This window comes from Clostridium aciditolerans, from assembly GCF_016316925.1.
GTDB lineage: Bacteria > Bacillota > Clostridia > Clostridiales > Clostridiaceae > Clostridium_AM > Clostridium_AM aciditolerans.
Window position 1 is genome coordinate 270629 of sequence record NZ_JAEEGB010000003.1, and the last position, 20628, is coordinate 291256.

General features: G+C 30.7%; 19 protein-coding genes, 1 pseudogene and 2 other annotated features. Of the genes and pseudogenes, 3 read left to right on the forward strand and 17 right to left on the reverse strand.

Translation table 11 applies throughout. The features are described 5' to 3' along the window. Positions 1-3: 3 nt before the first annotated feature. The 7 genes from I6U51_RS02450 to I6U51_RS02480 all read right to left on the reverse strand — a co-directional run bounded on the left by I6U51_RS02450 (position 4) and on the right by I6U51_RS02480 (position 6849). The gene (locus I6U51_RS02450) at positions 4-417 is read right to left on the reverse strand and encodes a 3-hydroxyacyl-ACP dehydratase FabZ family protein (RefSeq protein WP_211141010.1); all 414 of its coding nucleotides are present in this window, start codon (positions 415-417) and stop codon (positions 4-6) included. A gap of 157 nt (positions 418-574) precedes the next feature. Then, positions 575-1690 (reverse strand): M20/M25/M40 family metallo-hydrolase, encoded by a 1116-nt coding sequence (locus I6U51_RS02455; RefSeq protein ID WP_211141072.1) that lies wholly within the window; start codon positions 1688-1690, stop codon positions 575-577. 175 nt (positions 1691-1865) lie between these two features. Continuing rightward, positions 1866-3032 (reverse strand): ABC transporter permease, encoded by a 1167-nt coding sequence (locus I6U51_RS02460; RefSeq protein WP_211141011.1) that lies wholly within the window; start codon positions 3030-3032, stop codon positions 1866-1868. 12 nt (positions 3033-3044) lie between these two features. Then, entirely contained in the window at positions 3045-3707 is a 663-nt protein-coding gene (locus I6U51_RS02465; protein WP_211141012.1) for an ABC transporter ATP-binding protein, read from the reverse strand. 40 nt (positions 3708-3747) lie between these two features. Continuing rightward, on the reverse strand, positions 3748-4698 hold the full coding sequence (locus I6U51_RS02470) for an efflux RND transporter periplasmic adaptor subunit (protein ID WP_211141013.1): 951 nt from the start codon (positions 4696-4698) through the stop codon (positions 3748-3750). A gap of 179 nt (positions 4699-4877) precedes the next feature. Beyond that, positions 4878-6170: a sensor histidine kinase gene (locus I6U51_RS02475; RefSeq protein WP_211141014.1), complete on the reverse strand. Its 1293-nt coding sequence runs from the start codon at positions 6168-6170 to the stop codon at positions 4878-4880. Next, entirely contained in the window at positions 6163-6849 is a 687-nt protein-coding gene (locus I6U51_RS02480) for a response regulator transcription factor (RefSeq protein ID WP_211141015.1), read from the reverse strand. Before I6U51_RS02480 ends, I6U51_RS02475 begins: the two co-directional genes overlap by 8 nt. Before the next feature lie 285 nt (positions 6850-7134). On the opposite strand from I6U51_RS02480, the gene I6U51_RS02485 reads away from it, so the two are divergent. After that, positions 7135-7836 (forward strand): EAL domain-containing protein, encoded by a 702-nt coding sequence (locus I6U51_RS02485; RefSeq protein ID WP_211141016.1) that lies wholly within the window; start codon positions 7135-7137, stop codon positions 7834-7836. A gap of 134 nt (positions 7837-7970) precedes the next feature. Beyond that, a complete protein-coding gene (locus I6U51_RS02490) occupies positions 7971-8792 on the forward strand; it encodes a CAP domain-containing protein (protein WP_211141017.1) in 822 nt (273 codons plus the stop codon). Positions 8793-8897: 105 nt separating this feature from the next. Here I6U51_RS02490 and aspS read toward each other — a convergent pair whose 3' ends face one another. The 3 genes from aspS to I6U51_RS02505 all read right to left on the reverse strand — a co-directional run bounded on the left by aspS (position 8898) and on the right by I6U51_RS02505 (position 12393). Further along, entirely contained in the window at positions 8898-10187 is a 1290-nt protein-coding gene (aspS, locus tag I6U51_RS02495) for an aspartate--tRNA(Asn) ligase (RefSeq protein WP_211141018.1), read from the reverse strand. Between the two features lie 167 nt (positions 10188-10354). After that, positions 10355-10571: a binding site (T-box leader), on the reverse strand. 500 nt (positions 10572-11071) lie between these two features. Next, entirely contained in the window at positions 11072-11707 is a 636-nt protein-coding gene (locus tag I6U51_RS02500; RefSeq protein WP_178908322.1) for a LysE family translocator, read from the reverse strand. A gap of 17 nt (positions 11708-11724) precedes the next feature. Next, positions 11725-12393, reverse strand: coding sequence for a class I SAM-dependent methyltransferase (locus tag I6U51_RS02505; RefSeq protein WP_211141019.1), 669 nt, complete (start codon positions 12391-12393; stop codon positions 11725-11727). Between the two features lie 486 nt (positions 12394-12879). Between I6U51_RS02505 and I6U51_RS02510 the strand changes: the two genes are divergently transcribed. Further along, entirely contained in the window at positions 12880-13359 is a 480-nt protein-coding gene (locus I6U51_RS02510; protein ID WP_211141020.1) for a YbaK/EbsC family protein, read from the forward strand. A gap of 51 nt (positions 13360-13410) precedes the next feature. On the opposite strand, the gene I6U51_RS02515 is transcribed toward I6U51_RS02510, so the two are convergent. From I6U51_RS02515 to I6U51_RS02540, 7 genes and pseudogenes are all read right to left on the reverse strand, one after another. After that, complete coding sequence (locus I6U51_RS02515; RefSeq protein WP_211141021.1) at positions 13411-13944, reverse strand: GNAT family N-acetyltransferase; 534 nt, start codon at positions 13942-13944, stop codon at positions 13411-13413. 92 nt (positions 13945-14036) lie between these two features. Then, positions 14037-14363 carry an MGMT family protein gene (locus tag I6U51_RS02520; RefSeq protein ID WP_211141022.1) on the reverse strand — a complete coding sequence of 109 codons (327 nt, stop codon included), beginning with the start codon at positions 14361-14363 and terminating at the stop codon, positions 14037-14039. Positions 14364-14659: 296 nt separating this feature from the next. Next, positions 14660-16411: a ribosomal protection-like ABC-F family protein gene (abc-f, locus tag I6U51_RS02525; protein WP_211141023.1), complete on the reverse strand. Its 1752-nt coding sequence runs from the start codon at positions 16409-16411 to the stop codon at positions 14660-14662. Between the two features lie 470 nt (positions 16412-16881). Next, on the reverse strand, positions 16882-18537 hold the full coding sequence (locus I6U51_RS02530) for a glutamine--tRNA ligase/YqeY domain fusion protein (protein ID WP_211141024.1): 1656 nt from the start codon (positions 18535-18537) through the stop codon (positions 16882-16884). Positions 18538-18720: 183 nt separating this feature from the next. Next, positions 18721-18983 (reverse strand) — a binding site (T-box leader). Positions 18984-19018: 35 nt separating this feature from the next. After that, positions 19019-19177: pseudogene (locus I6U51_RS24630) on the reverse strand (beta-ketoacyl-[acyl-carrier-protein] synthase II); the annotation flags it as partial. A 66-nt stretch (positions 19178-19243) separates the two neighbouring features. Then, positions 19244-20104 (reverse strand): GGDEF domain-containing protein, encoded by an 861-nt coding sequence (locus tag I6U51_RS02535; RefSeq protein WP_211141025.1) that lies wholly within the window; start codon positions 20102-20104, stop codon positions 19244-19246. After that, positions 20101-20451, reverse strand: coding sequence for a hypothetical protein (locus I6U51_RS02540; protein WP_211141026.1), 351 nt, complete (start codon positions 20449-20451; stop codon positions 20101-20103). The genes I6U51_RS02535 and I6U51_RS02540 overlap by 4 nt, the downstream gene beginning before the upstream one ends. Positions 20452-20628 lie beyond the last annotated feature (177 nt).

Genomic DNA, 20628 nt, shown 5'->3' on the forward strand with positions numbered 1-20628 from the left:
AATTTAGAATTTTGCACACATCCAAGTGGCTTCTACAGCAATTTTATCTTTACAATAAACAGTTCCAGATTGCTTTATAATCTTATTTGATATTTTTATATTTCTAATTATCATTTTAATAGTATTGCCAGCCTGGACTGTATCATGAAATTGAGTGTTTTCTATAGATGCAAGTCCATATAATGCATCATCTTCACTATCATTTAGCTTCTTTACACCTGCACCACCACATTGTGCCATTGCTTCAATCAATATCATACTTGGAACTATTTTTTGTCCAGCAGATGTTTCTTGAAAAAACGCAAAGGAATCATCAAAGCTTTTTACACCTATAATTTCATGCTCATCAACTGAAATAATTTCATCAACAAATAAAAAAGGATATCTGTGAGGTATTAAAGTCTCAATTTCCTTCATAAAGTAAATCCTCCTAATATATTTTTATATAACTAATCTTATATCATTATACCATATGCCAATAATTTGTATACTTTTAGTATATTAACACTTTTAGTTGATAATGAAAAATAGGAGTCACCTTATATAAGTGCTCCTATCATATAAAATTTAAACATTAAGCTTCTTTTACTATTTCAACTACCATTCTAGCTGAATTAATTAGATCTTCTATAGCAATATACTCTTCTAAAGTATGAGCTTTTTTCATACCAATACCTAAATTAACAGCTTTTATGCCATTGGCATTTAGTATATTAGTATCACTTCCGCCGCCAGTTGATGCAACTTTAGCTTCCATTCCCATATTAGAGAATACTTTCTTTAACATATTAACTATTTCATCATTCTCGTCTACACTAAAAGCGCCATACATTCTTTCAGTTTCTATTTCTATTTCTGCACCAAAATCAGCAGCAGCTTTTTTAAACGTATCTACCATGTGCTTTGTTTGAGCATCTAATTTAGAGTTATCTAAACTTCTAGCCTCTGCTAATATATCAAGTTCTGGCATAACTATATTAGTAGCAACTCCACCTTTAATAGTACCTATATTAGCAGTAGTTTCTTCATCAATTCTTAGTAAATTCATATTTTCTATAGCTCTAGATGCAACCATAATTGCACTTATGCCTTCTTCTGGTACTAAACCTGCATGAGCTGGTTTACCTTTAATTTTAACTGATATTTTATCTTGAGCTGGAGCTTTAACTATTATTTGTCCTGGAGCTCCACCACTGTCTAGTACGAATGCAAAATCTGGGTTGATTTTAGAATAATCTAAATACTTAGCTCCAAATAGTCCCCCTTCTTCCCATATTGAGAACACTATTTGTATATCGCCGTGTTCAATGTTATTTTCTTTTATTATTCTTACAGCTTCTAGTATAGCTGCTATTCCACCCTTATCATCGGAACCTAACACTGTAGTGCCATCACTTTTTATTATTCCATTAACTTCATCTATGATAGGCTTTACACCTTCTCCTGGACTAACTGTATCCATATGTGAACTAAACAACACAGTTTTCCCTGGTCTATTTCCTTTTAATGTAGCGATAACGTTTCCAGTTTCACCGCCAGCTTTAACTCCTGCTTCGTCTATATATACGTCGAATCCTAAGTTCTTTAGCTTGTCTACTAGAATTTTTGCTACCGCGCCTTCCTTAGAGCTTGGACTATCTATTTGTATAAGTTCTAAGAATTCCTCCACTAATCTTTGCTTATTTACCATCATATGTACCTCCTAAAAGAATTTTTTCTTGCGTCTATTTTAATTATATCATTTATTTTCAAAATGTAAATTTATTAGTTATATTTCTATATTTTTGATTGCATCACTTATAGATATAAGAATGTAAATAAAAGATGAGTAACTTAAATATACTTTTAGGTTACTCATCTTTTATTTATTCAAATCTTAATGCATCAATAGGCTTAAGGCTAGAAGCTTTATAAGCTGGGAATATACCAAAGATAACTCCTACCGCTAAAGAGAATGAAAATGCTACAATAACTATTGGTATTGAAAAAGTCATTGACATTCCGAGTGCTGATACAGCCCATCCTATACCTAACCCGAATACTACACCTGATATGCCTCCTAAAGAGCTTAACACTAATGCTTCAATAAGGAATTGTACTAATATATCCTTTCTTGTTCCACCTAATGCTTTTCTAATACCTATCTCCTTTGTACGTTCTGATACAGATACAAGCATAACATTCATTACTCCTATACCGCCTACAATTAATGATATAGCAGCTATACCACCTAATAAGTACGTCATAGTACTAGATATCGAACTCATTGTATCTAATAATTGTTTCTGACTCATAACTCTATTATTGTTATCAGTTGATTTAAAGAAGTTAGTAAGATAGCTATTTACCTCATTAGTTACTAAATCAACATTTTTTTCATCCGAGGATTTTATATAAATAGTTTGAACATTTCTTGTTCCAGCAAGACTTATTGCCGTAGTAGATGGTATAACTATCATATCATCTGTATTGCTTCCCATGGAACTTCCCTGTGATTTTAATACACCTACAACTTGATATGTGTTTCCTTTTATATCAATATCTTTTCCTACTGGATCTGTAAATCCATAAAGCTGCTGTGCTATATCTGATCCTAAAACAGCAACTTTATTTCTATAATCTACATCTAAATCTGCAATAAATCTACCTTCTGCAATGGTCATATTTCTTATATCAAGAAAATTACTAGTGGTTCCAGTTACTGATGTACTCTGAGAGGTTTTATCAACTTTAACAGTTGTATTAGTAGAAATAACTGGAGCAACCTTATCTATTCCTTGTATTTGCTCAATATCTTTTACATTATCAAGGGTAAACTGTTTAGTACCATTACTTGATGTATTTGCTGCAATAAGGTTTGTTCCAAGTGATTGAACTTGAGACGTTATTTGCTTTGTTGACCCACTACCCATACCTACTAATACAATTACTGAAGAAATCCCAATGATAATACCTATCATAGTAAGGACAGATCTTAATTTATTGCTTTTTATATTTTTTATAGCTAGTTTTATTGTTTGAAAAAATCTCATTTAATCCCCTCCCTATGCATAAAGCTTACCATCTTCTATAGTAACAACTCTTTCCGCCTGCTCTGCAACTTTATGGTCATGTGTTATTAGTATTATGGTCTGTCCTTGTTTATGAAGCTCTTTTATAAGTTCCATAATCTCTTTGCTAGTTTTACTATCTAATGCTCCAGTAGGTTCATCAGCTAAAAGAATCTTTGGATTTCCAACTAATGCTCTTGCAATAGCCACTCTCTGCTGCTGTCCTCCTGAAAGCTGATTTGGCCTATGATGTTCTCTTCCTTTAAGACCTACTTTTTCAATATACTCCATAGCAAGCTTCCTACATTCTTTTTCATTCATTCCCCTATATAAAAGAGGCACTTCTACATTTTCTACTGCGTTAAGTTTTGATAATAAATTGAAATTTTGAAATATGAAGCCTATTTGCTTGTTTCTAATTCTAGCTAACTCTAATTCATTTGCCTTATCTATATTTACATTGTCAAAGACATAGCTACCAGTATCAGCCACATCTAAGCATCCTAATATATTCATTAATGTAGATTTACCGGATCCAGATGGTCCTATAATAGAAACAAATTCATTTTCTTTTATATTTAGATTTATATTATCTAAAGCTTTTACAACAGTATCACCCATAGTATAGGATTTAGATAAATTATTAATTTCTATCATTAAAATTCTCCTTTCTTAGTTAATTGAGGGCACCTAAATTCTATTTACCCTGGCTATTGCCTTGTCCACCTGATGTCCTATTATTTCTTCCGCCTGAGCCTCCACCTTGCATCATTTGGAAGCCGCCCATGCCTCTCATCTTTGAGGAATTATTGTTAGAATTTTGAACCTGTGGTAATTCAATTTCTTGACCAGCCACTAGCCCGTTAGTTATCTCTACCATTCTTCCATTGCTAATACCAAGCTCAACCTTTTGTAATGTTGGCGTCGTATTATCTTTAAACACTAATACATATTTTTCACCTTTAATTTCTTTAACCGCTTCTACCGGTACTGCTAATACGTTCTCTTTAGATGCAGTCACTATTGTAGCTTCTGTGGACATACCTACTTTTGTATCATGTATATCGTCAAAAGCTATTGTTACATCAAAGTTTGAAACTCCATTAGAATATGTGCCTTGTTGACTGATGTCCTTAATAACTCCAGTGAACTTCACATCTGGAAAAGCGTTAACTTTTATATCTGCCTTTTGACCAACTTTCAAATTTGCTAAATCTGTTTCATCTACTGATATTTTTGTAAGAAGATTTTTATCATCAAATATAGTCATAAGTTGTTGTGATGCATTTACACTATCACCTGAAGAAACACTTATATCACTAATAACCCCATCGTAAGGTGCTACTATAGGATCGCTTCCATTTACAAAAGTTATTAACTCCTGTCCTTTTGTTACTACTTGATTTTTGCTTACAAGTACTGATTGTATTGTATCCCTGCTGGATGATTTAAGTGTGTCAGTTGATGATGATTCAACACTTCCTGACCCAGAAACTGATTTTTGAATATTTTGTACAGAAGCTTTTGCTTTAACAATCTGAGAAGTTTTGCTTTGTGTTGCTGCATTAGCATTGATACTCTTATAAACTCCAAATCCTCCAAATCCTAATACGGCTATTATCATTATACTAATAGTTACTTTTTTCATAATTACCTACCCTTTCTATATAATTAATTTTAATATCCCTCGTTATGGGTACTATTATGATACTTAAATCTTAACTTATCCTTAACTATAACATTGAATTTTTATCCATTATCAGATTGTTATCAAATTATAAGTTTAATTTGTATTTAAAACATAAAAAAGAGAACTTTTAAGTTCTCTTAATCAACTGGTAGTGTTACCTTAATTATTGTTCCTTTAGGATGATTTGGTGAAGCTTTTATTAAGCCGCCGTGATTACTTACTATCCATTTGGCAATAGATAAGCCCAGCCCCGTCCCTCCTGTTTGTTTTGTTCTGCTCTTATCTCCACGATAGAATCTTTCAAATATCAATTTAGTTTCTTCTTCTTTTATACCTATGCCAGTATCTGCTACACTTATAATACATCTAGATTCTTCATTTTTAAGATTAACTTTAATTGCATCTCCACTATTTGTATATTTTAAGGCATTATCTAAAAGAATAATTATAAGCTGAGATATTCTTTCTTCATCGCAATTTATAATTAAAGCTTCAGCTAAATTCAATTCCATATGCTTATCTTCTAAATCTGCAATTTCTACATAGGGTTCTGCTATTTTATTTATTAAAATGCTAATATTTACAGGTTTCTTTGCAATTTCCAGTGTATTAGAATCAGATCGTGCAAGTGTAAGCAGATCAGATGTAAGTTTTGATAATCTTCTTGTTTCTGAAAGTGCAATTCCTAAATAATTTGCATTGTTAATTACAGTAGAATCAGGATATTTAAGAATTAATTCTAATTGAGATTGAATTACTGTTAAAGGAGTTCTAAGTTCATGGGAAGCATCTTCAACAAATTGTCGCTGCTTTTTCCAAGCATTAACTATAGGTATCATGGTTCTTTGTGCTAAGAATGATCCTGCTCCTATGGCAACTAAGAATAGTATAATGCCACCAATAATTATGATTTTTAAAAGGTTATCTAGAAGTTCTTTTTCTGAATTTGTGTTTCTTAACAGCTGAACCATGATAGTTTTATTATCTACTTGAACACTGAAGGCTATTGTTCTAAAATGAAAATCATTAAATTTAATATCATATAATTTATCCGTTATAGTTGGTTCGATATTTTCTAAATTTTTTTGATAAAACATTGATAATTGAGAATGAAAAAGAATATTTCCTTTTTCGTCTCTTAAAATGGGTATTATACGTGGATCAAGAGGCGGTATATTATGGGGACCTGGTTGTGTTATTTGATTAGATTCTAAAGCTGGAATCATTGAAGCTTCTAGCTTTGGAAGTTCCAAACTAACTTTTGCCAAGTTATTTTCTATCATTTTCTTAGAAATTAATAGTGATCTATCTACACCTCTATATAAATTTGTTTTAGCATAAAAATATATAATCATATTAAATACAATAAAAAGTATAAAAAATATTGTTGTATTTAATAGTGTTAGTTTAAGTCTCTGTTTTTTAAACATTTTCATCCTCATAAGTTTTTAGCATATATCCAATCCCACGTATTGTTTTTATACATTTATCATAATTATAGTTAGATAGTATTTTTCTAAGTTTATGCATGTATACCTCCACTATGTTTATAGTGGTATCTGATTCAAATCCCCATACTCTATCAAATATTTGCTCTTTTGTTAGAATAGTTTCTTTATTGTTAATTAGGTATTCTAGAAGATCAAACAACTTAACTTGAAGGTTTATTTTTTCTCCTTTTATAGACAGCTCTCTATTCTTAATGTTAAGTTCAATTTCTTTATACTTTAAAATGTTTTCTGCTGCCATTGAACCTGATCTCCGAAGTAGCGCTTCAATTCTTGCTTTTAATTCTTGTATATGAAAAGGTTTGACTATATAATCGTCAGCGCCTATTTTTAAACCCTTTATTTTGTCTTCTAAAGAGTCCTTAGCTGTAAGAACTAGCACTGGTGTGTCAATATTCTCTTTTCTTAATATTTTTAACACCTCATAACCATCTAATAAAGGAATCATTATATCAAGTATTATTGCATCATATATGTTTTGTCTAGCCATATATAATCCCTCTTCTCCATTATAAGAGGCATCTACCTGATAGTTACTTTCTAGACTATTTTTAATTGATTGTAATATTAATTCATCATCTTCTATAATAAGTAATTTCATATGCAACTCCCTTATAATTTATTAAATTTGTTATATTTATTATGTTGTGTTTAATTATTTATTTAAATACAAATTAATAAAAAGTTAGAAATGAAGTCACATAAAATTTGTAATAACTGCACTTGATTGTCCTTATTTTCCCATTTAAAGTATATATTTATCTCAACTTACTTAAATATACACTATTTGACATAATAAGCCAGGCCATGTTATGATTTTAATAATGAATATTATTTTACTAAATATTAAATTAATTCTTATATAATTTGAGGGGACGTGATTATAGTGGGCTTCTTTCTAGATAAAAGGATTGATATAACTAACCTTACATGCTGGTATCAGCCAATATATGAGGTAAATACCATGAAGGCATTTGGATTTGAAGCATTAGTAAGAAGTAAGCTATATCGCGATTTTAGTGCTATTGATCTTTTTCATCAAGCGGAAATACAAAGGACACTTACAATACTTGATTATCAATTAATTTTGAAGGCTCAACAACTATTTAGATATAAGAATACTCACTCACTATTCATAAATATATTTCCATCAACTTTACTTGATAAAAAGTTTATTTCATGGTGGAAGGAGTTCTCATCACTTGCTCCACAAATAGTTTTAGAATTATCTGAGGAAGAACCTATAAGCGACTGGGAAAATTTAAAGTCTGTAATAAAAGTGCTAAAAAAGGATAAAGTAAAAATAGCTGTAGATGATATGGGTGAAGGATATTCATTTTTAAAGCATTGGCTGCAACTTGAGCCTGATTATATAAAATTAGATAGATGTCATATGACAAATTTAGTAGATAACAAAGTAAAACAGAAGAACTTAGAGAACTTAGTAAAAGTAATTGGACCATCCATAGAAATAATTGCTGAGGGAATTGAACAAATTGGATGTCTCGAAATAATTAAAAATTCAGGTATTCGATACGCTCAGGGTTACGCTCTTGGCAGGCCTGCACCCTTTGATAATTTTTATTAATTATATAAGAAGGTGTGAGTTAAAAGCTCATACCTTCTTAATTTTTTATAATTATAATTTTACTAATAATATTTATTAGACTTACAAATACTAATGCTGTAAATTCTATTATTTAAGTCTAAGGAGTGAATTTAATGAAAAAGAAAAGCATTATCTCTATTTTAGTTGTTATGTCAATTTTTACAGTCTCATGCACCCAAAAGCAACAGTCAGCACAGCAACCTACTGCAGGTGTAGAATCCTCATATTCTAAAACAGGTGATGTTGAAAAAGTAAAAATTACCGCTGACCAAGCAAATATAAGATCTGGCTGTTCTGGTGATGCTCCAGTTGTTCAGGCATCAAGTAAAGATAACACCTTTAATGTAGTTAGTCAGGTTCAAGATTGGTTTGCAGTAAAACTCCCAGATAACAAAGTTGGCTTTGTTCCAAAAGACCAATGTAAGGCAATAGCGCCTGAAAACAAAGCAGTTCAAGCAACACCTGAGACTGCTGGAACAACTACTCAAGGAACAACAGCACAAACAGCACCAAAAACACCAACTGCACAGACAAACGCTACTACATTAACAGATGCAGAACAGCAGATGCTAAAGTTAGTAAACGATGCTCGAGTTCAAAATAATTTGCAACCTTTAAAAGTTGATATGCAGTTATGTAATATTGCGAGAATTAAATCTCAAGATATGATAGACAATAATTATTTTAGCCACAACTCACCAAAATACGGTAGTCCTTTTGATATGATGAAATCCTTTGGAGTAGGTTTTGTTCAAGCAGGAGAGAATATCGCAGGTAATCAAAATGTTCAAAATGCAGAAAATGCATTGATGAATTCTCCAGGCCATAGAAAAAACATATTAAGTCCGGATTTCACTCATATAGGTATAGGGATTAGAGCTGGTGGTCCTTATGGAAGCATGTTTACACAAGAGTTTATAAGCAAACCTCAATAATAAAAAAGATAATAGCGGATATGTTTTCCGCTATTATTTTTTTATTATATAACTTATCAAATAAATAGATGAAGTAACTCACAAATTTTCATTTATTAGATCTAATTAAGGTGTTAATCTACTTCTATCTCTAGGAAATGCGGATGTTTCTCTGATATTATTTATTCCTAAAAGTAAGGCTAAAAGCCTTTCAAGACCTATCGCCAATCCCCCATGAGGTGGTACTCCATATTTAAATACATTCACATAACTTGAAAAATTTTCATGGTTTAATCCTTTAATTTCAAAGCTTTCAACTAGCATGTCATAATCATGTATTCTTTGGCCTCCAGAAGTTATTTCCGTTCCCTTGAATATAAGGTCAAAGGATCTAGTACCATTTATGCCTTTAGGCATTGTATACATAGGTCTCTTTTTTCTGCTGTAGTTTGTAACAAAAATAAACTCTGAATTATATTTCTCCTTTGCATACTCACTTAAAAGCCTCTCTCCTTCTGGATCTAAGTCATTGTCAGTTACAATTTTGTTGTAGTTTTCTTTTAAAACTCTTGCTGCATATTCAAATTCTATCCTTGGTATCGGCGCTAATATTTTAGGAATATCTACATTTAACATTTTAAAACATCTAGTTCCCTCTAACTCTAGTTTATTTATAATGTGCTTTAACATTTCTTCCTCTATATCCATAATATCTTGTTCATCTTCAATAAATGCCAATTCAAGATCCATACTCGTAAATTGGTTTAAATGTCTAGCTGTATCATGTTCTTCAGCTCTGAAAAAATTTCCTATTTCGAAGACTCTCTCATAACCAGCGGCTACCATCATTTGTTTATAAAATTGAGGACTTTGTGCAAGGTATGCATCTTTCCTAAAATAATCCAACTTAAAGAGAGCAGTTCCTCCTTCAGCTCCTTCCGCTACAATTTTCGGGGTAAATATTTCTATAAAGCCTTCTCTTGATAAAAATTCTCTAAAACCTTCCACTATAATATGCTGTATTCTAAATATAGCATTCTTTTTTTCATGTCTAAGACTTAAAATTCTATTATTAAGCATTGTATCAAGAGAAATATTTAGCTCCTCACTATTTATTTCAATAGGCAGATCTTCTTCTACTTTGCTCAACACCTTGAGAGATTCTACTGCTAATTCAAAATTATTCAGGGAGTTTTTCCCCTCTTTGACTGTACCGCTTACTTCCAGCACACTTTCACATTTTAATCCATGTATAATTGGATCTTTATTATCAACCACACATTGAACCATCCCACTTCTATCTCTTAAAATTATAAAAGTAATACCTTTAAGTCTCCTTACTCTATGAACCCATCCTTTAATTATTACATTCTTATTCAAGTTTTCTTCTAGGCTCCTAATTAATGTTCTTTTCATAATAATCTCTCCTTTTATTTATTTAATAGCTTAATTTTATTGATTTTTTAGTAATAAAAAAATCTTCACTCCTTTTAGGAGCGAAGATTTAAATTCACGGTACCATCCTAATTTATCTCGTTTTAATCAATAAGCAGTTTAATAAAATACAAAAACCTCACTCCTAGTGTAGGAGTGAGGTTAAATTCACGGTGCCATCCTGCTTAATCTTAGCAAAACAAAGATATCTTTAGACCTTTTAACGGTGGCAACCGATTTATCCTACTTAATTTCAAATAAACTTCTCAGAGATGTCTTTCACTAATATCGTTCCTTTGAGGCTCACACCAACCCTCATTCGCTTTGAAGACAAATATTAATTACTTTTCTCTTCATAGAATTTTTTTGTAATATATCGTCTAAGTTATCATATTTTTTATATCATGTCAATATTTTGTATATATCTTTATATTTTTTTACTAGTCAATCTTCCTTTAAAAACATAAATTCCATAAATATGCAACCTCGATAATTGACTTAACAAAGAGTCCCCCTATGAATACCGCTAATAAGTCAAGCATCCAGGTTGAATATCTATATAGAGATATTAACTAGAAAGCTAGCTTATACAGAGGGATACGTTTCCAAAGCTGAAGATAGATTTAAAAACTTTGTGCCAGTCTTAGTGAAGGGTTTTAAGACAACCTTAGCACCTTCGAGTTGTCTGAGCGTAGCGAGTTTCTCGAAGGTCCTTAGGTCGTCTAAAATACAAACTTTAGACTGGCTAAAAGCTTTTAACGTACTGAAGCTTGGAAACATATCCCGGCGTATAAGTTAGCTTTCTGCCTAGTATCTCTATATATAGCAATTTGTGAATCTCTGTATAATATAAAAAATAGCTTTGTCTAATTCGATAGTTTTGCTCGTAATAAATTTAATCCTAATCCAACAAATATAATTCCTGATATCTTATTTAATGAATTAGCTAGTCCTACCTTTTCACTTATTTTTCCGGTTAAATAGGATGAAAATACTGCCAAAATTATACACCATATAGTTCCAGTAATAATAAATGTACATCCAAGCAATAAAAAAGGTAGAGCTCCATAGGTGTTATTAGGATTGATAAATTGAGGTAAAAAGGCTAGAAAAAATAACGCCACCTTAGGATTTAATACATTGGTTATAATTCCTTGAAAGTATATATTTTTAAAACTACTTTTTTCATTATCTCCATTATGAATAAGTAATGATGATTTTGACATAAATGAACGAATACCAAGATATACTAAATAGGCTGCTCCCAGATATTTAATAATGTTAAAAGCAAGAGCTGATTTAGCTAATATAACTGAGAGCCCTAAGGCCGCCAATATGGTATGTACAATGCACCCAGTTGAAATTCCTAAAGCAGACATTATACCTGCCTTCTTGCCATTGGACATGCTATTTCCCAATATATACATAGTATCTGCACCTGGAGTCAAGTTTAGTATTATTCCCGTAATTATAAAAACACTAAAATTTACAATACCAAACATAATAAATCCCCCTTACTTTATTTTTTCCACACTAGTGAATATCTCCAAAATAGGTGTCTTTCCAATTTTGCATTAGGCATTATTCCCCTGGTAATTTTTTGAATTTCATTAATTGTCATATATCTATCATGCTTTACATGTTCATTCCAAGCTTTAATTTCTTCTTCTGATTTCTTCACTTTACCTGTTTTTATTAGCATAGTAATTATATTTATAGGTATAGCCGCTATTGATATCAAATAATCCATTAATTTTTCTTCTTTATAGAGGTCAAGTATCATGAATACTCCATTTGGTTTTAAAGCTTCTCTTATTTTTAATAGCATTTCTTTAAACTGAAGATGATGAAAAGTAGCAATAGAAACTATACAATCATATTTTTCTTGTCCTAAATCCCATTCTAATACATCCTCAACTTGGTACTTAATATTATTATATTTTCGAGATTGTTCTTCTGCTACCCTAACCATTTCTGGTGATAAATCTATCCCTTCAACTGTATAAAATTTTTCAGCTAGTAATCTAGTAAATTCACCTGTTCCACAACCAATGTCTATTGCTTTCTCACATTCATTTGGTATGAATTTTAGCAAAAAATTATGATAGTGTTTATTATGATCCCAATTTGAGGGCTTTGTATTTGCAATCTTATTAAAGTCATCAATTATAGCATCTTTGTCATCCATAATACTATTCCCCTATCTCTATTAAAATAAATATATTTAAATTATAATATATATCTATTAATAAAAATACTGAAAAATACAATAGATTTTTTATCCGATGACTTACCCGCTCTAATACTCCCATCGCACTCTGTGAAAGCGATTCGCACCAAATCGGAGATTTGGGATCTCTGCTTGCACTCTGTGAAAGCGATTCACACAAAATCAGAGATTTTGGTTCTCTGCTTTTCTTCAAGTGTACGTCACGAGCGGCTATGTCCCTGGATAACGACTTCTAANNAAGCCAAGAATTCTGTTTATTTAAAATAATATATTATATGCTGAAAACAGGTTTGTGTATTAGAGGTATTTCGATAAGTATGCTGTTTATTTGCAAAATAACTTATTGCGTCCCCATCAGATATAATTACCTCCAAAGTAATTGTATGTTATAACATACTGTTGTACAATATATCATAACATATTATTTGTAGAGGAGGTAGTTTTATGTCAACAGATCTTAGTAAAAGCGCTGAAAAAGTGCAGAGCGCATTAAACAAATTTGGATTTGAACTTAATGTGGTTGAATTATCAGAATCAACTCGTACTGCGCAGGAGGCAGCCGATACAATTGGTTGCCAGGTAAGTCAAATTGCCAAGTCATTAATATTTAAATGCAAAAACTCACAAAAGCCACTTCTAATTATTGCAAGTGGTACAAATAGGGTTAATGAAAAAATAATTAAACAGTATATTGGAGAGAAGCTTGAAAAAGCAGATGCTGATTTTGTTCTTGAAAATACAGGATTTGTAATAGGCGGCATACCTCCAATTGGGCATAAAAATTCCATTACAACATTAATTGATGAGGATTTAATGCAATATGAAGAAATATGGGCTGCTGCTGGAACCCCTCATGCAGTTTTTAAACTTACTCCAAAGATTTTAACTGAAATAACACAAGGAAATATTGTCTCAATAAAATAACAGGCAGACCACAAGGTATGTTATATCTTGTGGTCTGCCTGTTGATATAAGCTAATCAATTAATAACCCCATTGCAAGTGAATCATAGAACTCACCATTAATTAAATAGTCTCTTTTCAAAACTCCTTCTTCTAAAAATCCTATTTTTTTATATAAATTAATACCGGCTTTATTATCAGTTCTAACTCTTAAATTTATTTTTCTAATTATACCTGAATTTTTACTCCAGTTGATTAAATATCTAATAAGCTCCTCTCCTATGCCATTTCCCCAATATTCTTTGAGAACACTTACTCCAAATTCACCAACATGAGCATTTCTTTGTCTTGGTCCACCGGAAAAGTTTAAATTTCCAATTACTTTTCCATTAACTTCTGCTATTATAAATAATGAATTATCTTTCTTTAAAGTGTTTTTTATAAACTCTTCTTCCTGCTCAACTGTTCCTCCAAATTCACCCAATCCAAAAGTTAAAAAATCCGACTCTCCTCCTATTATATTTAAGTACTCTATTAGTGCTTTAGAATCATATTGATTGGCTTTTCTAATAATAACCTTCTCTTGGTTAACTATAATTTCTTTCATTAGTAATTCCCCCTAAATGATCTTTATACGTAAACTTTGCCTCTTATATTTTTTGCTTGTCCATTTTAAATAACATTTTAGCGTTTATTTCCCTAGGACCTATCATTATCAGGCCCACTCCATATATGTTTTTTCATATTGATGCATCCGCTTTTATTAAAAGTTATTCCCTCTGAACTTAGTATAGCTCTTTGAAGTTCTTGCGATCCAAATACGTATCCCGGTGACATTTCTCCAAGTCTATTAACTACTCTATGGCATGGTAAATTAAGCTGTTTAGGCACTGCTCTCATAGCCCACCCAACTACTCTTGCACTTCTTGGTTCACCTAATAATAAAGCTATCTGTCCATATGTAGCTACCTTACCTTCCGGTATCTGAGATACTAATTTATAAACTCGTGAAAAAAAGTCCTTCAACTGATTTTTACTCCTCTCTACTAACAACTTATAAAGATATATTTTATATTTTATTATATATTAGAATATTTATCCAACACTATATTATCGTATTCATAAAATTTTAGATCTAACGAAGTAAAGAGATAGAGTTTCTTTTAAAATAGAGATATGTTAATAAAAAAATAAGCTGGCAAAATATAACCAGCTTTAGTATATGAACTGTATAAGAGAAAATACCTTATTAGGTACATTCTACATTATAACCATATAACATTAAATTAAACCTATTATTTAAAATAAATTCTTCACTTATCCTATTTATCCAAATTCCTTTTTTTATTGATTAGCTCTTTAAATTTATTGTCTAACTGATTATAAGCTGGAGTATCCTGCGTAACTTTTGTCAACTCACCAAGCACATATGCAATTTCATTTTCAATTAACATTTTCTGTTCCCTAATATTATTTTCATTTTTGTTTTTCTCAGAGTTATTCCTTTTGTCTTTTATAAATAGTTTATCTAAATAATCTTTAGGCTCACTCAATATTTTTTTTATTTTATTATCTTCAAATACTAAAAGACAATCACAAATATTTTCTATCATATATCTATCGTGAGATACCAAAATTATACTTCCGTCATATTCTCTAAGTGCATCTTCTAATTTTTCTCTGCTGTAGATGTCCAAGTGATTTAGAGGTTCATCTAGTACCAGTAGATCTTGATGTTTAGCGATGAGCTTTGCCATTCTAACCCTTGTAAGCTCTCCTAAACTCAAGGTGGATATAGGTTGTTTTATCATCTTTTCATCGAAACCCATGTTTGCTAACATCGTTCTTATCCTGCTTTCATCCTCTCTTGATTCAATGTCAAACAGTTCTATAACAGATTGCTCTCTATTAATTTCTTGAGCTTCCTGGCTTAAATACCCTATACTTATAGATTTACTTATAAAGAGTTCTCCTTCATCTAAACTTTCCTTACCTATGATAGTGTTTAGTAGGGTGCTTTTACCACACCCATTAGGTCCAAATACTCCCACACGCTCTCCACTCATTATATAAAATGAAGTTTTCCTAAATAAAATCCTAGAATCAAAACTTTTTTTGATATCTGCTGCCTCAATAATCCTTATTTTCCTTAAAGCAGCTTCACTAAATTTAAAATCAATTTTTTTGTCTTTTTCAGGTTTTTTAACTCCTTCCAAATCTATCTTTTCAAGCCTCTTAATTTTAGACTTTATTTGTTTATCCATCTTCTTGGCCTTTTTTCTAAAATATTCTTTTTTACCTAACCCTGCTGCCTCCTTTTTTGTTGATTCCCTGTGGCCTTTATCAGACCAGCTCTTTAACCTGGTTATTTCTTGTTGGATTTTTATTTTATTACACTCTTGGATCTCATATTGATGAAGTTCACTTTCATATCTTCTTTTCTTTTCCTCTCTATAAAAGCTATAGTTCCCATGATAGATACTTGTCGTTCCTTTATTTATTTCAATTATCTTATTAACTACACTATCTAAAAAATACCTGTCATGAGATATAATTAAAATAGTTCCCTTATATTTTTTTAACTCCTCTATAAGCCAATTCATTCCCTGATAATCGATATGATTAGTAGGCTCATCCAGTATAAGAAAGTCTGGATTTCTAGACCATATATTGGCTAACGCAAGTTTCATCTTCTCTCCACCACTTAAGCTGCTGAGCCTTTCTTCTTCCATTGGGTCTATTTTTTCTATGCCTAGATAACTTGATATCTCAAGTAAGTTTCCTATATATTCTTCATTCTTAATATTTATCTCCTTTCCACTCCAAGTTCTTTGACTATAAAAACTATTTTGTTTAAGATATCCAATTTCAATATCCTTCTTATACCAAAGAATACTTCCTTGCTCAGGTTTAAGGGCACCGTAAATTATATTTGCTAAGGTGCTTTTACCTGCTCCGTTTAATCCTACCAGACCTATTCTATCTCCTAAAGCAATATTAAAATTTACATTATTTAAAATAGTTACTTCACCAAATTCTTTGTTTATTCCTTGTAGACTTAACATCATTGTCATAAATGCCACCTCATTTTTCATATAATTTCAAGGTTTTACTTATGAGTTAAGAATTTTTCAAAACAAAAAGACGGTAAGCAAACATAGTTCACTAACCGCCTAAAAAATTGCATAAAAAAACTGTGCTGAAAGACACAGTAAATATCCGGTTATTTTATATTTTACTAATGTTCTTAACTCATAATATGTGTTTAAAGGTTCTACAAAAAGAGGATAATATTACCCCTTAAAAATACTTCAAACACCAATATTCAATTAGATTATCTAGTTAAGAACATAATCTTCATTTCTTTCTCCTTCTAAATTACAATATTTAAACTTTTTACAACAACATCATATTACCATAATATTGAACAACAATCAACTGCTCTTAAAAAAAGCGTAATACTAATAATCATTAGTTTACGCTTTTTTCACACTTTTAAACCGGAAATTATCAATATTGTACTAGTATAACCATAAGATAAACTTTAACTCTTATATGAACTCTTTAATGATACGATTTTATTAAATACTAATTTATTTTCATTAGACAATTTAAAATCCTTTATAAAATAACCATGCCTTATAAATTGAAATCTTCCTTCATATCCTAACTCAGTAACAGATGATTCAACAAAGGCATTTGTCTTTATTTCAAGTGAATTTGAATTTAATGTTTCAAAGAGGTTACCTCCTGAAGGCACTTCTCTAAATAGATCAGAAAATATTCTAATATTGCAAGGAACAGCATAATCGATACTTACCCAATGAATAGTCCCTTTTACCTTTCTTTCCGTAAAACCGCTTCCACTTTTAGTTTTGGGATCATAGGTGCATCTTAATTCTATTATATTTCCCTCTTCATCTTTTATTACTTCATTGCATCTTATAAAATATGCATATTTAAGTCTAACCTCTCCACCTAATAACAATCGATTATATTTTTTAGGAGGATTTTCATTAAAATCTTCTCTATCAATATAAATATTTCTAGTAAAGGGTATCCTTCTAGTTCCTAATTCTTCCTTTTCACTATTATTCTCCACATCTAAATATTCAACATAATCATCCGATAAGTTTGTAATCACTACTTTGATCGGATCAAGTACTGCCATGATTGAAGGCACCTTAGATTTTAAATCTTGTCTTAAAGAATGTTCTAACATTGCTATATCTACAACGCTCTCACTTTTTGATACTCCTATTTCACCTAAAAAATTATGAATAGATTCTTTTGTATAGCCTCTTCTCCTTAAGCCTTTTATCGTTGGCATCCTAGGATCATCCCATCCTTCTACTACTTTGCTTGCTACAAGCATCTTTAAATATCTTTTGCTTGTAACAACTCCACTTAAACTCATTCTTCCAAATTCTATTTGTCTTGGTATAAAACCCTCTAAATCTAATTCTCTTAGAACCCATTCATATAATGGTCTGTGATCTTTAAACTCTACGGAGCACAAAGAGTGTGAAATTCCTTCTATATAATCTTGAATTGGATGAGCATAATCATACATTGGATAAATACACCACTTATCTCCTGTTCTATAATGTGGTGTGTAACATATTCTATAAATAACCGGATCCCTCATATTCATATTTGGGCTTTCCATATCTATCTTTGCTCTCAGTACCTTTTCTCCTTCTTTAAAACATCCCTCTTTCATTTTCTTAAATAACTCTAAGTTTTCTTCAACACTTCTGTTTCTGAAAGGGCTATCCTTTCCTTTTTGAGTTAAGGTTCCTCTACATTCTCTTATTTTACCGCTACTTAAATCGCAAACATATGCCTTTCCTTTTTTAATAAGATATTTTGCATATTCATATATTTGATCATTATAATCTGATCCATAAAATGCTTTATCATCATAATTGAAACCTAACCATTTCATGTCTTCTATAATTGATTCTACAAATTCAATATTTTCCTTTTGCGGATTTGTATCATCAAATCTTAAATTAAACTTTCCTTCATATTTTTTAGCCAAAGAATAGCTTATATTTATTGCATAAGCACTTCCAATATGAAGGTATCCATTTGGTTCTGGCGGAAAACGAGTGTGAATTTCTTTATATATTCCCTCTTCTAAATCTATTTTAACTAGTCTATCTATAAAATTTAAATTTTCTTTATCATTGTACATATCGCAGCCTCCTAAAAATTAATTTTATATTTTATCTAGGCATATGATACGCTGATAAATTTGAAGAGGAATAAATTCTCTTAAACGAAATAGTTTACTTGCCCCATCTAACCACATCCTTTCAGTTTCTTTCAAAAATTTCATATATAAAATAAAAAACTCTCATCCATAAAACTTAATAGTCTTAAGGACGAGAGTTAAACTTTCGTGGTGCCACCTTTATTCATTGATATGTTGCCATATCAATCTTTTCGAGCACGGTATCATCATTCATACTTATACTCTAGTTCTTTAACGTGAACATACGTCATGATATCACTTTTTTATATAAAGATCCACATGAAGCTCCGAGGCTTGGTTCAACATATCCTTCTTTGCTCCTTTTCAGCTAACGGAGCTCTCTGCAAAAGAATGTATATGTTTACTCTTCTCATCATAGCAATTGATTATATTATTAAACATTTTATACAATAATATTAATTTAGTCAACATTTTTAGAATTAAAAGCTTTTAAAACCAATGAAGCATTATGTCCACCAAATCCAAAAGAATTTGATAAAGCATAATTAAACTCAGCACTTTTTCCCTCATTAGGTACATAGTATAGATCGCATTCTGGATATGGAGTTTTATAATTTAAAAATAAAAAAGCTAGATAGTTTATCTAACTTTTCATGTTACCATATAATATAATCTTAAAACATAGCTATGCAGACTCATGTATATCATCTGTGTTAGCAATAATTAAATGTTCTTCATTATTTTTAGCTTTTGTAGAAGCCAAGCTAGCTGCATTTACCATCTTATATATAAGTGAAATTATATTATCATCTATAGTCCTGTTCTCTTTTACTTCAGATACTCCAACTGAAATAGTAATATCTATATTATCAGTAAAGGTATTTGAAGAAACAATTTTTATCAAATATCTTGCTAGATCAATAGATTTCTCTATTGAGTAAGGAGTTAAAACAATGAATTCATCTCCTGCAAATCTTGATAAAAAAGTATCTTTAGGGGTATTGTCCTTTAATATCTTGCTTAATTCCTCTAGTACTATATCTCCCTTAATATGTCCATATTTTTTATTTATATATCCAAAGTTATTTAAGTCAATAAAAATAATAACAGGATTTATTCCTCCCTTTATTAGCTTCAGTATATTATAATATATGTAATCACTCTTGTATAAACCTGTTAGAAGGTCTATGTGCTTACCTAATTCTTTATAAAGTTGATTTTTTATTAGCATTCCCAATAGCCTATTATCATCTCTAACTAATAAAACCTCTTCTCCGCTTTTATCAAATATCTCTTTTGCCTTCCACATATATGTATTGCTGTCTATATATATAATAGAGCTTGTCATAGCATCAGCCACAAGTCTATTAGGATGTGCTTTAAATAAATTTTTATATGTTAACAGGCCAACAGTTTCGTTATTTTCTACAACCAAAAAATAGTGACAATCACTATCCAAAATCAAATCTTGAACTTTTTGAATACTGTCACATGCATTTATAGTTACATAATTTGAAGATATTATATCTGATATGTTTCCTATCATATATCTATTGACCTGCTAACCTGAAGCACAATGTTTACTTGTACTTTTATTATCATAGAAGGTGTAGCAATTCTTCCTCCTTCTTCTAAGACTAATGGTATTAATCTTTCCTTAGGCAGAATATTGAGTAAAGACTTTCTAATTACAACTGCCTCAATTGCTTCGTGATCAATTCTAATAATATCATACTGATCTGGTGACAAAGCATCTGCCATCCTTCTTGCGCCCTCTGGCCCTATTGGAGCTTTTTTACCAACAATTAAAACATCTTGCATTGGAGGCATTTCAAATTCTGATAATCTCATAGATATTTCTGCTTTTTTTGTGCTTTCAACATAACCACTCATAGCATACACTCCTCTTAGTGACTAGATAATACTTAACTGCAACCTTTATATTGATTATTTTACATTTATTTTATATTTTTTATTCATATAATGGTATTATAGTATTTTATATGCCACATTACAAGGTAAAATTTGGATAAAAAGATCAATTAGTGTACCTCACTTTGCAAGTAATGT